Consider the following 14,012-nt stretch of genomic DNA (forward strand, 5'->3'; position numbering starts at 1 on the left):
CCTTCCAACCCCGAAATTCCATCTCGCTTATACTTGATTTTTCCCTCCATCCCGACGACCGGTACCATGCGCCAAGATACTCGCTTTGAAGGTTCACAGAATTACGTTGCCACAAACGACCTGAAACTTGCCGTCAACGCGGCCCTGACGCTGCAGCGCCCGCTGCTGATCAAGGGCGAGCCGGGCACCGGCAAGACGATGCTGGCTGAGGAGGTTGCCGCCGCGCTGGGCATGCCGCTGCTGCAGTGGCATATCAAGTCCACGACCAAGGCGCAGCAGGGCCTGTACGAGTACGACGCGGTTTCCCGCCTGCGCGACTCGCAACTGGGCGACGAGCGCGTGAAGGACATCCATAACTACATCGTCAAGGGTGTGCTGTGGCAGGCCTTCAGCGCCGACCAGCAGGTCGTGCTGCTGATCGACGAGATCGACAAGGCCGACATCGAATTCCCCAACGACCTGCTGCGAGAACTCGACCGCATGGAGTTCTACGTCTACGAGACGCGCGAACTGATCAAGGCGAAGACCCGCCCGCTGGTGATCATCACTTCCAACAACGAGAAGGAATTGCCGGACGCTTTCCTGCGCCGCTGCTTCTTCCATTACATCAAGTTCCCGGACAAGGACACGATGGAGCAGATCGTCGATGTCCACTTTCCTCAGCTGAAAAAGGACCTGCTGGCGCAGGCGCTGCAGACCTTCTACGAAGTGCGCGAAGTCGCCGGCCTGAAGAAGAAGCCGTCCACCTCCGAGCTGCTCGACTGGCTGAAGCTGCTGCTGGCGGAAGACATCCCCGCTGACGCACTGCGCAGCAAGGACGCCAAGACCGTGGTGCCGCCACTGCACGGCGCGCTGCTGAAGAACGAGCAGGACGTGCACCTGTTCGAACGCCTGGTCTTCATGTCGCGCACCAACCGTTAAGCCGCCATGCCTTTCGTCACGCCGCTCACGCTCAAGGGGGAACATGTCACCCTCGAGCCGCTCGACCTGTCCCATGCCGAAGGACTGGCCGAAGCCGTCAGGGATGGCCAGCTGTGGACGCTCTGGTACACCGCGATTCCCCAGCCCGAAGGGATGCAGGCGGAAATCGAGCGGCGCCTCGGCCTGCAGGCAGCCGGCAGCATGATGCCGTTCGCCATCCGCCGCAACGATACCGGCGCGCTGTGCGGCATGACGACCTACATGCATATCGATGCAGTGCACCGCCGTGTCGAGATCGGCTCGACGTGGTACGCGAAAAGCGTGCAGCGCACCGCAGTCAACACCGAAGCCAAGCTGATGCTTCTGACGCATGCGTTCGAAGAGCTGCGTTGCATCGCGGTCGAATTCCGCACCCACTGGATGAACCAGCAGTCGCGTGCCGCCATCGCCCGACTCGGCGCCAAGCAGGACGGTATCCTGCGCAACCATCAGCGCATGCCTGACGGTTCGCTGCGCGACACGGTCGTGTTTTCGATCATTGAATCGGAATGGCCGACCATCAGGCGCCACCTGCAGTACAAGCTCGGGCGCTGAGGAGAGAACATGCTCATCGACTTTTTCTTCACCTTGAAAGACGCAAAGATCCCGGTCTCGATCAAGGAATTCCTGATCCTGCTGGAAGCGATGCAGAAAAGCGTCATCAGCCCCTCGCTGGATGACTTCTACTACCTGTCGCGCACGACGCTGGTGAAGGACGAGGCGCATTACGACAAGTTCGACAAGGCCTTCGGACTGTACTTCCGCGGCATCGATGCTATCTTCGAGAAGCATCCGGAGATTCCGCTGGAATGGCTGCAGAAACGCATGGAGCGCGAACTGACGCCCGAGCAGAAGGCGGCGATCGAGAAGTTCGGCTACGACAAGCTGATGGACCGGTTGAAGGAACTGCTCAAGGAGCAGAAGGAACGCCACGAAGGCGGCAACCGCTGGATCGGCACTGGCGGCACCTCGCCCTTCGGCAATGGCGGCACGAACCCGGAAGGCATCCGCATCGGCGGCGAAGGCGGCAACCGCACCGCGGTCAAGGTGTGGGAAGCGCGCAGCTACCGCGACTACGACGACGAGCGCGAACTCGGCACCCGCAACATCAAGGTCGCGCTGCGCCGCCTGCGCAAGTTCGCGCGCGAAGGCGCGGAAGAAGAACTGGCGCTGGACGACACCATTCGCGCCACCGCCAACAACGCCGGCTACCTCGACATCAAGATGCAGCCGGAGCGCAAGAACAACATCAAGGTGCTGATGCTGCTCGACGTGGGCGGCACCATGGACGACCACATCCAGCGCACCGAAGAACTGTTCTCCGCGGCAAAGACCGAGTTCAAGAACATGGAGTTTTTCTACTTCCACAATTGCATCTACGATTACCTGTGGAAGAACAACCGCCGCCGGCACGCGGAGAAGTTCCACACCTGGGACGTGCTGCGCAAGTACACGCCCGACACCAAGGTGATCTTCGTCGGCGACGCGACCATGAGCCCCTATGAAGTCCTGCAGCCGGGCGGATCGGTGGAATACAACAACGAGGAAGCCGGCGCGGTGTGGCTGCAGCGCTTCACCAGCACCTTCCCGAAATTCATCTGGCTCAACCCGGAACCGGAAGGCCTGTGGCAATACCGCCAGTCGATCTCTGTGATCCGACAGATCATGAACAACCGCATGTTCCCGGTGACCATCGATGGTCTCGAGCGGGGAATGCAGCTGCTGAGCAAATAGCTAAGGCAGGAATTTCTTCAGCGCCGCCACCAGGTGGTGGCTTGCCAGCGGCTTGTTGAGAAAGCCGTCCGCACCCACATAGCGGGCCTGATCCAGGTCGTATTCAAACGGCTTGCTGACCAGGAAGACGACGGCAATACGGACCGGCGAATCCTTTTCCTTGATGCCCCAGCAGAGACGGTAGGGGTCGACACTTGGCGTTGAGGTATTGATCATGACGACCGCGACCGGCTCGTTCTTGCAGGCCTCGACCGCTTCTGCTTCATCGCTCACCCACAGCACGGGCACTTTCTGGCGCGCCAGCAGGTCGGAGAGGTAGTCGCGCAGGGCCGGCGTCTTGTCGACGACGAGGACGACGCCGTTGTCCCGCACCCGGGCCCGCATTTTTTCGTAGTCGGCGGGATCGGTCAGGTCGCGGTCGACCCGGTCGCGCCGGCGCCGCTCGGGAACGGTGACGATATCCGACGCTTCCAGCCGGGACAGTGCATCCGCCCGCTTTTCGACCAGGTCATCCAGCGTTGCGTACAACTGTTCCCAGCGCACCGGGTCGTCCACGACGGGATAGGGCAGCGCGACTTCGGGTGTGCCAACCAGCATGGCGGGACGCACCTCGGTCGGACGCAGGTCGGCCAGCGTGACCAGCGCCTTGAGCTGCGCCGCTTTGACAATATAGAGATCGGGATCCTGGAGGTTGTCTTCGACCAGCCGGAAGTAGCCGTAACCCCGCCCTTGCCGGATGGAGAAACTGGCATCGAACGCGGCTTCTTCCTCCGGTGAAAAGCCGATGAGGCGAACGGCGAAAGGAAAGGTCTGGCTGGTCATACGCTTGATTTTATAAACAATTTTGCATGTTGCATTAAATAAATCTTTGGCCACGACGTTAACGCGACGGTTACCGCCGAACGACCAAAAATCGCATGTTGCACCCGACACGATGCCCGGCAGGGCCGATTTTCATTAGAATGCTGGGACTTATGCACTCGTGCATTCCTTACAGCAACTCCGCTCCCATTGAATGGCAACCAGAAAATCCTCTGACTATAGCGAATCGTCAATCCGGGTCCTGAAAGGACTCGAACCGGTCAAGCAGCGCCCGGGCATGTACACCCGCACCGAGAACCCGCTGCACATCATCCAGGAAGTGATTGACAACGCCTCCGACGAAGCACTCGGCGGCTTCTGCAAGAACGTCATCGTGACCCTCAACGCCGACGGCAGCGTCAGCGTCGAGGACGACGGCCGCGGCATCCCGGTCGGCCTCCACCCGGAAGAGAAAGTGCCGACGGTGGAAATCGTCTTCACCCGCCTGCATGCGGGCGGCAAGTTCGACAAGGGCTCGGGCGGCGCCTACTCCTTCTCCGGCGGCCTGCACGGCGTCGGCGTGTCGGTCACCAACGCCCTCTCCACGCGGCTGGAAATTACCGTCTGGCGCGAAGGCGGCGTGCACCAGATCGCCTTCGCCCACGGTGACGTGGTCGAGAAACTGAAATCCCGCCCGCAAACCAGGGAAGACAAGAAGTCCGGCACCCGTGTGACCGTGTGGCCGGAAGCGAAGTACTTCGACTCGTCCGCCATCCCGAGCGCCGAACTGCAGCGCCTGCTGCGCTCCAAGGCGGTGCTGCTGCCAGGCGTGAAAGTCACGCTCGTCAACGGCAAGACCGGCGAATCCCAGACCTGGCAATACGACCAGGGCCTGCGCGGCTACCTGATCGAATCGCTGGCCCAGACCTCCGGCGCGGAACCGATGATCCCGCTGTTCGAGGGCGAACAGTACGCCGGCAAGGATGCCGAAGGTTTCGCCGAGGGCGAAGGCGCGGCCTGGGTGGTCGCATGGACCGAAGAAGGCAACGTCGTCCGCGAGTCCTACGTCAACCTGATCCCGACGCCCGCCGGCGGCACGCACGAGGCCGGCTTGCGCGAAGGCCTGTTCAACGCTGTCAAGAGCTTCGTCGAGATGCACGCGCTGCTGCCCAAGGGCGTCAAGCTGCTGCCGGAAGACGTGTTCGCGCGCGTGTCCTTCGTGCTCTCCGCAAAAGTGCTCGATCCGCAATTCCAGGGACAGATCAAGGAACGCCTCAATTCACGCGATGCGGTGCGCCTGGTGGGCTCATTCACCCGCCCTGCCCTCGAACTCTGGCTGAACCAGCACGTCGACTACGGCAAGAAGCTGGCGGAACTGGTCATCAAGCAGGCGCAATCCCGCCTGCGCTCGGCGCAGAAGGTCGAGAAGAAGAAATCGTCCGGCGTTGCCGTCCTGCCGGGCAAGCTGACTGATTGCGAATCGGACGACATCACGCGCAATGAACTCTTCCTCGTCGAGGGCGATTCCGCGGGCGGTTCCGCCAAGATGGGCCGCGACAAGGAATTCCAGGCCATCCTGCCGCTGCGCGGCAAGGTGCTGAACTCCTGGGAAACCGAGCGCGACCGCTTGTTCGCCAACAATGAAATCCACGACATCGCGGTGGCGATCGGCGTCGACCCGCATGGACCGAACGACACGCCCGACCTGTCCGGCCTGCGCTACGGCAAGATCTGCATCCTCTCCGATGCGGACGTCGACGGCTCGCACATCCAGGTGCTGCTGCTGACGCTGTTCTTCAAGCACTTCCCGCAGCTGATCGCGCGCGGCAACATCTGCATCGCGCGTCCGCCGCTGTACCGTGTCGACGCGCCTGCGCGCGGCAAGAAGCAGGCGCAGAAGCTGTACGCGCTCGACGACGGCGAACTGGCGGCCATTGAGGACAAGCTGCGCAAGGATGGCGTGAAGGAAGGCGCGTGGAGCATTTCCCGCTTCAAGGGCCTGGGTGAAATGAATGCCGAGCAGCTCTGGGAAACCACGATGAACCCGGATACCCGCCGCCTGCTGCCGGTGTCGCTGGGCGACTTCGACCTGGCCTCGTCCGAATCGCGTTTCAACATGCTGATGGGCAAAGGCGAAGCCGCCGCCCGCCGCGCCTGGCTCGAAGAGCACGGCAACGAAGCGGAAGCCGACATCTGATCTGCCGCGAAGAATAGACAATAGAAACAATGACTGAACAAGCCAACCTGTTTGAAGAAGTACCGCCGGCCGATGGCGAATCGCTGACGCTGGCCACCTTTGCCGAGCGCGCCTACCTCGACTACGCCATCTCCGTCGTCAAGGGCCGTGCGCTGCCGGACGTATGCGACGGCCAGAAGCCTGTGCAGCGCCGCATCCTGTACGCGATGAGCGAGCTCGGCCTCGACTCCACCGCCAAGCCGCGCAAATCCGCCGCCGTGGTCGGCGACGTGCTCGGCAAGCTGCATCCGCACGGCGACCAGTCGGTGTACGACGCGCTGGTGCGCATGGCGCAGGATTTTTCGCTGCGCTATCCGCTGATCGATGGCCAGGGCAACTTCGGTTCGCGCGACGGCGACGGCGCCGCGGCGATGCGATACACAGAAGCCCGCCTGACGCCGATCTCCAAGCTGCTGCTCGACGAGATCGACATGGGCACGGTCGACTTCCAGCCGAATTACGACGGCTCGACCCAGGAGCCCAAGCTGCTGCCGGGACGCCTGCCCTTCGTGCTGCTCAACGGCGCGTCCGGCATCGCGGTCGGCCTCGCCACCGAAATCCCGTCGCACAACCTCAGCGAAGTCGCGAAGGCCGCCGTGGCGATGATCCGCAAACCGGAGATCACCCATGCCGAGCTGATGGAGATGGTTCCCGGCCCCGATTTCCCGGGCGGCGGACAGATCATCACCCCGGCTTCCTCCATCGCGGAAATGTACGAGAATGGCCGCGGCACGCTGAAGGTGCGCGCGCGCTGGAAGATCGAAGACCTCGCGCGCGGCCAGTGGCAGGCAGTCGTCACCGAGCTGCCGCCGGGTACTTCGGCGCAGAAGATCCTCGAGGAAATCGAAGAGCTCACCAATCCCAAGGTCAAGCTCGGCAAGAAATCGCTGCTGCCCGACCAGCTGGCGATGAAGCAGATGATCCTGTCGGTGCTGGACACCGTACGTGACGAATCGGGCAAGGATGCACCGGTTCGCCTGGTGTTCGAGCCGAAGTCGAAGAACCAGGACCAGACCGAGTTCATGAACATCCTGCTGGCCCACACCTCGCTGGAGACCGGCAACTCGATCAACCTGGTGATGATCGGCCGCGACGGCCGTCCGCGCCAGAAGGGCCTGTCGCACATCCTGAAGGAATGGATCGACTTCCGCTTCGAGACGGTGACACGCCGCACGCGCTTCCGCCTGCAGAAGGTCGACGACCGCATCCACATCCTCGAAGGCCGCGAGGCCGTCCTGCTCAACATCGACAAGGTCATCAAGATCATCCGCGAATCGGACGAACCGAAACCCGCACTGATCCAGGCCTTCAAGCTGTCCGATCGCCAGGCCGAGGACATCCTCGAAATCCGCCTGCGCCAGTTGGCCCGCCTGGAAGCGATCAAGATCCAGCAGGAACTGGCCGAGCTGCGCAAGGAAAAGGAAACCCTGCACGACCTGCTCGACAATCCGGCGTCGATGAAGAAGCTGGTCATCAAGGAAATCGAAGGCGACGCGAAGCAGTTCGGCGATGCGCGCCGCACGCTGATCGAGGAAGCGGAACGCGCCAGCGTCGAGCAGAAGGTGCTGGACGAGCCGGTGACGGTAGTAATTTCCCAGAAGGGCTGGGTGCGCGCGCGTACCGGCCATGGCCACGACCCGGCGCAATTCACGTTCAAGGCCGGCGACAGCCTGTACGGTACCTTCGAGTGCCGCACCGTCGATACGCTGCTAGCCTTCGGCTCGAACGGCCGCGTCTATTCCGTCCCTGTGTCGTCGCTGCCCGGCGCGCGCGGCGACGGTGTGCCGGTCACGACCTTCATCGAACTGGCGAGCGGTACGCGCCTGCTGCACTACTTCGCGGGTCCGGGCGACACGCTGCTGCTGATGGCGTCCACAGCAGGCTACGGCTTCACGGCCAAGGCCGGCGACATGGTCAGCCGCATCAAGGCCGGCAAGGCCTTCGTCACGCTGGATGAAGGCGACGAGCCACTCGCGCCGCGCACCGTCGGCACCGACGCGAGCGCGGTGGCCTGCCTGTCTGAAAAGGGTCGCCTGCTGGTGTTCGGCCTGGACGAACTCAAGACCCTGTCCGGCGGCGGCCGTGGCGTGATCCTGATCGATCTGGAGGCGAAGGAGAAGCTGGCGGCCGCACAGCCGATCAGCCAAAAGGGCGTGATCGTGTCGGGCACCGGACGCGGCGGCAAGGCGCAGGAAGTCACGCTGTCTGCGTCCGCACTCGGGCCGCACATCGGAAAGCGCGCGCGCAAGGGCAAGGCGCTGGAATCAAAGATCAAGCCGGCGGCATTGCAAGCCGTACGGTAAGCCTAGATGGTCACGCCTGATTCGGCCTGTCCGATCAGCGTGACCAGCGCCGTCGTATCCGCGCCGATCCCGTCGGTCAGGGTCGTCAGATGCGACGGCGTCAATTCCTTCCCCTGCTCGTGCTGGTAGTCCACCGCGTACAGCGACCAGTCGAGCCGGTTCTGGAAGAAATCCTTCCCTGCCGTTCCATCCGGCACCCCAAGTGCCGCATTGGTCATGTCGATCACCAGCTGTCCGCGCGAACGCACCGCCAGCTGCTGGGTCCAGTAGTTCAGCCCCTCTGCATCCGGCGCCTTGTTGAACACGTTGGTGTAGATAGTGGAGACGAACTGCGACGGCGCCATGTCGGCCGCGTAGATCGCCTTCACGATATCGAGCGAGAAGATGATGTCGGCGACAGCATCGATACCGCGCGACGCCACTTCCTTGGTCCAGTAGTTGAATCCTTCGGTTTCCGGCGCGCGACGGAAGGCTGCCACATAAATCTGCGCGAGCGTCGTGTCCTGGCTGGCGAAGGCCGAGATGCCCGACAGGTTGACGGTCGAGTCGCTGAACTGCAGTTGCTCGACATTCCGGCAGACTGCGGCGTTGGCGCCGCTGGCGTCACTGACGACGAACACGTCGGCGCGCAGCTTCGTCACCTGCATGCTGGCGGCGCTTTGCGTCAGCACCAGCCTGTCCGTGCCGCTGCCGCCATAGATAGCATCCCTGCCGGACAGCGCGATGAAACTGTCATTGCCCGCCCCGCCGTCGAGCCAGTCGTTGCCTGCGCCGCCATTCAGGATGTCGTCGCCGCCGAGTCCCGACAGCCGGTTGTCCGCGGCGTTGCCGGTGATGTTGTCCGCCGCCGACCCGCCGCTCGCATTCTCGATCACGCTGCCAAAGTTCACGGTCACCTGGCCAGGCTCGGTGATGAGCGATGATTTCGTGCCGATGTAGCCCCAATAGCCCGGTTCCAGGTAGAGCGTCAGGCCTTGCGTCAGTGTGGAGCCGTCGATGGTATCGGTGCCGCCGCCGTCCCAGATGAAGTTCGAGGTGCCGGCGGTGAGCGTGTACGTGGAATTACCGGAAGCCGCCGTGCCGGGGCCGTACAGGTATTGCAGCGCGGCGATATCGAGCGGCGAATAGCGCGGATAGTAGTCGGCGACACGGCTGTTGTAGCTCATGACCGTCCACTGCGAGCTGTTCTCCGTCGTCGAAAGGTAAGGCCCTTCGGAATCGGTCTGCGAGAACGGATGCTTCAGGCCGAGCGCATGTCCGATTTCATGGATTAGCGTGAGCGCGGAATACTGGCCGTTACGCGGCGTCAGGTTGGATGAGGCGCCGCCGGAATTAAGCAGCACGTCGCTGCCGATGTAGCTGTCGTGCGGGAAGTACGCATAACCGGACGACCCGGTTTGCGTATTGTTGGCAAACGTGATCGTGTTGACAGCGGAGCTGCTCGTCGTCTCGACAAAGGTCAGCCCGACCACTGTGGACACATAGGCCAGCGCCTGACGGGTAAAGGATTGCTGCTCGGCGTTGAATGCGATGAATCCGGCGGCATCGGCGGCGCTGAAGTGCGCCGGGGCGGATGAGGGGAAGTTGTAGTAAAACGTCTTGCCGCTGCCAAGGAGCGATGGAAAACCGGTCGCGGCGCCGGGGATCAGCGCGTCGATCCAGTAAGGCACCTTCTGCACGCCGGTTGCCCAGGTCCAGCTTTCGACATCGGGATCGGTCTTGTAGAAGTCGGCATAGATGATGCCGTTGTCGGTGCCGGAGGTGTCAAAGACCTGGTCCCATCGATCCCGGACGATATAGGTATCGCTGCCGTCCCCGCCAAGCAATTCGTCGTTGCCGGCGCCGCCATCCAGCGTGTCGTTCCCGGAACCGCCCGACAAGACGTCGTCGCCCTGCGTGCCGACGAGGTTGTCGTTGCCGCTTGTACCACTGATATTCATTGCTGCCGCCGTTGCCAAACTGCTACCGGCATATCTTGCCGTACTTCAACAGTCTACCAAATTGGCATGCGGCACTGGTGGGGATTTGGCGATAGACGGCGGCACGACGGCCGCCGCCATTCGGGAGCGTTACAGCTTGGACTTGATCAGCTTGCCCAGCTTCTCCACGCCTTCACGGATTTTCGCGGGCGGGACGGTGACGAAGCTCAGGCGCAGCGTGTTCTTCTCGGCTGCGTTGGCGTAGAACGGCGCGCCGGGCACGAAGGCAACGTTCTGCGCGATCGCCTCGTCGAGCAACTTCATGCTGTCGATGTGCTTGGGCAGCGTGACCCAGATGAACATGCCGCCTTCCGGCGTCGTCCACGTCACGGACGACGGGAAGAACTCGGTGAGCGCGCCAAGCATCGCCTGGCACTGGTCGGAATACAGCTTGCGGATGGTCGGGATATGCTCCTTCAGGAAGCCGTCCTTGACCACTTCATGCACCACCATCTGCGTCAGCTGCGCGGTGTGCAGGTCGGCCGCCTGCTTGGCCTGCTCCAGCTTGCGGATCAGGGGTACCGGTGCGACGACGTAGCCGAGGCGGATGCCGGGGGTGAGCACCTTGGAGAAGGAACCCATGTAGATGACGCCGTTCGGGTTCATTGTCAGCATCTTCGGCAGCGGTTCGCCGCGATAGCTCAGGGCACCGTAGGGATCGTCCTCGATCAGCGGCAAACCGAGGCGCGCGCAAGTCTCGACCAGCGCGGCGCGGCGTTCGACGGACAGCGAGCGGCCGGTCGGGTTCTGGAAGTTCGGAAGGGCGTACAGCAGGCGCGCACCTTGGGCGACACTGCCGAGCTGTTCCGGGATCAAGCCGTGGTCGTCGGTCGGCACCGACACGAATTCAGGGCGGTAGACGGAGAAGGCCTGCAGCGCGCCGAGGTAGCTCGGGGTCTCGACCAGCACCTTGCTGCCTTCGTCGACCAGTACCTTGGCCAGCAGGTCGAGGCCTTGCTGGGAACCGGACACCATCAGCACCTGCTCGGGCACGATCTTCGCGCCGTCGGTGGACAGGGAATCGGCAATCCATTCACGCAGCGGACCATAACCATCCGTCGGGCCGTATTGCAGCGCGACCTTGCCCTGCTTCGACAACACGGTGTCGAAGGCGGCGCGCATGCGCTCGACCGGGAAGGTTTCCGGCGACGGCAGGCCGCCCGCGAAGGAAATTACCTCGGGACGCACCGTCACCTTGAGGATTTCGCGGATGACCGAGCTTTGCAGCTGCTGTGCGCGCTCGGAGAATTGCCATTGGATGGGGGTGGGATTTTCCATTTTCATACTTGTCTCACTGGTTGAATGGCGTTATGCGCCTTTGATATCAGCCCACTCGTGGCGAGCCTTCGAAAAGACGGCATCGGGTACATGCCGTCCGGATACGGGATTTTACCTGCGTAATGCCGCACGGCCTACGCGGAATACTTTTCTGACAAGCCTTTTTCCAGCTCGGCAATGCCGGCCGGGAGGTCGAGTACGGCACCCGCGTACTGCATGCTCGAGCCGAAGGCGTGCAGCGTGCGGAACAGGTTGTGCGCTCGGCTCTGTTCGCCCATCTGGCCGATGCGGACGATGTTCAGGCCGAAGGAGCCGGAAATCTCGACACGGTGCACGCGCGACATGTGGGTGCGTACCGCATCGCCGGAAATGCCGTCGGGGATGGTGATGCCGACCACGGAATTCAGGCGCACGCGTTCCGGCACCAGCAGCTTCAGGCCCATTGCCTCGATGCCGCGCTGCAGCGCCTTCGAGCAGGTTTCATGACGGCCGAAGCGGCGCGGCAGCGTTTCTTCGCAGACCAGGCGCAAGGCTTCGTGCAGCGCGAGGATGCCCGACACGGGCGCGGTGTAATGGTAGGACTTCTGGTTCCAGAATTTGTCGGCCAGCAGCGCGTCCAGGCACCAATGCGTGATCGGCTTCTGGCGCGCTTCGATGCGGGTCCAGGCGTTTTCGGAAAACGCGAGCAGCGAGACGCCGGGAATCGACGACAGGCCCTTCTGCCCGCCGGTGATGACGGCATCGACCTTCCAGCGGTCCATTTCCAGCGGCATGGTGCTGAGCGTGCAGACGGCGTCGACGATCACCATGCAGCCGTAGGAATTGGCGAGCTTGGCAATCGCTTCCAGGTTGCGGTTGTACACCGTGTTGGACGTCTCGCCCTGCACGATGGTCAGCGTCTGGTAGCCGCCCTGCTTCAGGTGCTGCTCGATGGTTTCCACCTCGGCGGCTTCGTTGTCGGGCACATCGACCGTCGTCACCTGCGCACCGACGCGCGTCGCCATTTCCGCCATGCGGCGGCTGAAATAGCCGTTGCAGATGGCCAGCACCTTGCTGCCCGGGTCGACCAGGTTGCAGATCGCCATTTCCATCGCGGCCGATCCGGGGCCGGCGACGCCGAGCACATGGCGCGACGAGGTCTGGAACACGTAGCGGCCCATCTCCTTCACCTGCTCGATCACCTTGTTCATCGTCTCGCCCAGGTGGTTGATGACGATGGAATTGGCGTAGGCCACCTTGTGCGGGATCGGCACCGGGCCGGCGCCCATCATCAGGAGCGGTTCCTGCGGGAGGATGTGGTCGAGCGAAGCAACGGATGGCGGCTGGAAAGTTTCCATTTGGTCGTGTGTCTAAGAAAAATTGGCTGGTCTGGCGGTCATGCAGTGTACCGCCAAACCATCGGTCTCGAAGGGCTTAACCCAGCTCGGCGATCAGTTCGATTTCGACGCAGGCGCCCAGCGGAATCTGCGCGACGCCGAACGCGGAACGGGCATGCTTGCCCTTCTCGCCGAACACTTCGCCGATCAGGTCCGATGCACCGTTGGTCACGAGGTGCTGTTCGGTAAATTCGGAGATCGAGTTCACCAGGCTCATCACCTTGACGATGCGCTTGACGCGGTTCAGGTCGCCGCCGGCAGCCGCTTGCAGCGTGGCGATCAGGTCGACAGCGACCGCGCGCGCGGCCAGCCTACCTTCTTCGGTGGTCATGTTCTTGCCGAGCTGGCCGACCCAGGGCTTGCCGTCCTTCTTTGCGATGTGGCCGGACAGGAACACGGTGTTGCCGGTCTGGGCGAACATCACGTAGGACGCGGCTGGAGCGGCGACGGCCGGCAGTTCGATGTTGAGGGACTTCAGCTTTTCGTAGACGGACAAGATGTTCTCCTGGTGGATTTGGAATAAAGGATCACGATTTTAACGCTTCACGGACATCCGCCGTCCGACGGCGACAACCGCAATCACGGCCACCGCGAACAGGAAGTTGCGTGCATCGAGCGCTTCGCCCAGGATCAGGGCCGCGCCGGCCAGCGTCATGAAGGGTTGCAACAATTGCACTTGCCCGACACGGGCGATGCCGCCGAGCGCCAGCCCTTTATACCAAAAGAAAAACCCAATAAACATCGAAAATAGCGAGACATAGCCAAATCCTATCCAGGCCTTGGCCGACGCCGTCACGCCGTAGTTCCAGCCGAGCCAGACCGTCACCGGCAGCAACACCGGCATGGACAGCACCAGCGCCCAGGAAATGACCTGCTGCCCGCCCATGGTTTGGGACAGCCGGCCGCCTTCTGCATAGCCCATTGCCGCAGCGATGGTCGCGGCGAACAACGCGAAGTCCGCCGGGTGCAGGCTGCCCCCGCCCTGCCACACCGCGAAGCCGACCACCAGCGCACTGCCTGCCAGCGCGGCGATCCAGAACCCCGTGGAAGGCCGTTCGCCGAAGCGCAGCGCGCCGAACAGCGCGGTCGCCAGCGGCAGGATGCCGATGACGATCGCGCCGTGCGACGCGGGCACATAGCGCATCGCGATGGACGAAAACACCGGGAATCCGATCACCACGCCCAGCGCCGTGATGACAAGCGCGCGGAACTGCGACCGTGTCGGGCGCGGCGCGCCCATCCACCACAGCAATGCGGCGGATGCGGCGGCCGCCACCACGGCCCGGCCGAGCGCCACCAGCACCGGATTCAGTTCCGCCACCGCCATGCGGGTGAATGGCAGCGT

General features: G+C 62.9%; 11 protein-coding genes. 5 read left to right on the top strand and 6 right to left on the bottom strand.

Features of this window, described 5'->3' with window-relative positions; translation table 11 throughout:
* Window positions 1-66: 66 nt before the first annotated feature.
* Genes AYR66_RS04785 through AYR66_RS04795 form a run of 3 tightly spaced genes read left to right on the top strand, consistent with a single transcriptional unit; the run spans window position 67 to window position 2,694 of the window.
* The gene (locus AYR66_RS04785; RefSeq protein ID WP_088706572.1) at window positions 67-921 is read left to right on the top strand and encodes an AAA family ATPase; all 855 of its coding nucleotides are present in this window, start codon (window positions 67-69) and stop codon (window positions 919-921) included.
* Window positions 922-927: 6 nt separating this feature from the next.
* Window positions 928-1,515 (top strand): GNAT family N-acetyltransferase, encoded by a 588-nt coding sequence (locus tag AYR66_RS04790; RefSeq protein WP_088706573.1) that lies wholly within the window; start codon window positions 928-930, stop codon window positions 1,513-1,515.
* A gap of 9 nt (window positions 1,516-1,524) precedes the next feature.
* The gene (locus AYR66_RS04795; RefSeq protein ID WP_088706574.1) at window positions 1,525-2,694 is read left to right on the top strand and encodes a vWA domain-containing protein; all 1,170 of its coding nucleotides are present in this window, start codon (window positions 1,525-1,527) and stop codon (window positions 2,692-2,694) included.
* On the opposite strand, the gene AYR66_RS04800 is transcribed toward AYR66_RS04795, so the two are convergent.
* Window positions 2,695-3,516, bottom strand: coding sequence for a response regulator (locus tag AYR66_RS04800; protein ID WP_088706575.1), 822 nt, complete (start codon window positions 3,514-3,516; stop codon window positions 2,695-2,697).
* A 193-nt stretch (window positions 3,517-3,709) separates the two neighbouring features.
* Between AYR66_RS04800 and AYR66_RS04805 the strand changes: the two genes are divergently transcribed.
* Window positions 3,710-5,692 carry a DNA topoisomerase IV subunit B gene (locus AYR66_RS04805; protein WP_088706576.1) on the top strand — a complete coding sequence of 661 codons (1,983 nt, stop codon included), beginning with the start codon at window positions 3,710-3,712 and terminating at the stop codon, window positions 5,690-5,692.
* 29 nt (window positions 5,693-5,721) lie between these two features.
* Window positions 5,722-8,034 carry a DNA topoisomerase IV subunit A gene (parC, locus tag AYR66_RS04810; protein WP_088706577.1) on the top strand — a complete coding sequence of 771 codons (2,313 nt, stop codon included), beginning with the start codon at window positions 5,722-5,724 and terminating at the stop codon, window positions 8,032-8,034.
* Window positions 8,035-8,036: 2 nt separating this feature from the next.
* On the opposite strand, the gene AYR66_RS04815 is transcribed toward parC, so the two are convergent.
* The 5 genes from AYR66_RS04815 to AYR66_RS04835 form a co-directional block, all read right to left on the bottom strand.
* Window positions 8,037-9,974, bottom strand: coding sequence for a DUF4214 domain-containing protein (locus AYR66_RS04815; RefSeq protein ID WP_088706578.1), 1,938 nt, complete (start codon window positions 9,972-9,974; stop codon window positions 8,037-8,039).
* 129 nt (window positions 9,975-10,103) lie between these two features.
* Entirely contained in the window at window positions 10,104-11,297 is a 1,194-nt protein-coding gene (locus AYR66_RS04820; protein ID WP_088706579.1) for an aminotransferase-like domain-containing protein, read from the bottom strand.
* A gap of 128 nt (window positions 11,298-11,425) precedes the next feature.
* The gene (locus AYR66_RS04825) at window positions 11,426-12,628 is read right to left on the bottom strand and encodes a pyridoxal-phosphate-dependent aminotransferase family protein (RefSeq protein ID WP_088706580.1); all 1,203 of its coding nucleotides are present in this window, start codon (window positions 12,626-12,628) and stop codon (window positions 11,426-11,428) included.
* A 76-nt stretch (window positions 12,629-12,704) separates the two neighbouring features.
* The gene (locus AYR66_RS04830) at window positions 12,705-13,163 is read right to left on the bottom strand and encodes a RidA family protein (protein ID WP_088706581.1); all 459 of its coding nucleotides are present in this window, start codon (window positions 13,161-13,163) and stop codon (window positions 12,705-12,707) included.
* A 39-nt stretch (window positions 13,164-13,202) separates the two neighbouring features.
* Window positions 13,203-14,012, bottom strand: an 810-nt coding sequence (locus AYR66_RS04835) for a DMT family transporter (protein ID WP_088709606.1), incomplete at its 5' end; no start/stop codon positions are given.

Origin of the sequence: Noviherbaspirillum denitrificans (genome assembly GCF_002211445.1) — a bacterium.
GTDB lineage: Bacteria > Pseudomonadota > Gammaproteobacteria > Burkholderiales > Burkholderiaceae_D > Noviherbaspirillum > Noviherbaspirillum denitrificans.

Coding starts and splice junctions, on each gene's coding strand:
- AYR66_RS04785 (WP_088706572.1), top strand. CDS start 67: ATGCGCCAAGATACTCGCTTTGAAGGTTCACAGAATTACGTTGCCACA.
- AYR66_RS04790 (WP_088706573.1), top strand. CDS start 928: ATGCCTTTCGTCACGCCGCTCACGCTCAAGGGGGAACATGTCACCCTC.
- AYR66_RS04795 (WP_088706574.1), top strand. CDS start 1,525: ATGCTCATCGACTTTTTCTTCACCTTGAAAGACGCAAAGATCCCGGTC.
- AYR66_RS04800 (WP_088706575.1), bottom strand. CDS start 3,516: ATGACCAGCCAGACCTTTCCTTTCGCCGTTCGCCTCATCGGCTTTTCA.
- AYR66_RS04805 (WP_088706576.1), top strand. CDS start 3,710: ATGGCAACCAGAAAATCCTCTGACTATAGCGAATCGTCAATCCGGGTC.
- parC (WP_088706577.1), top strand. CDS start 5,722: ATGACTGAACAAGCCAACCTGTTTGAAGAAGTACCGCCGGCCGATGGC.
- AYR66_RS04815 (WP_088706578.1), bottom strand. CDS start 9,974: ATGAATATCAGTGGTACAAGCGGCAACGACAACCTCGTCGGCACGCAG.
- AYR66_RS04820 (WP_088706579.1), bottom strand. CDS start 11,297: ATGAAAATGGAAAATCCCACCCCCATCCAATGGCAATTCTCCGAGCGC.
- AYR66_RS04825 (WP_088706580.1), bottom strand. CDS start 12,628: ATGGAAACTTTCCAGCCGCCATCCGTTGCTTCGCTCGACCACATCCTC.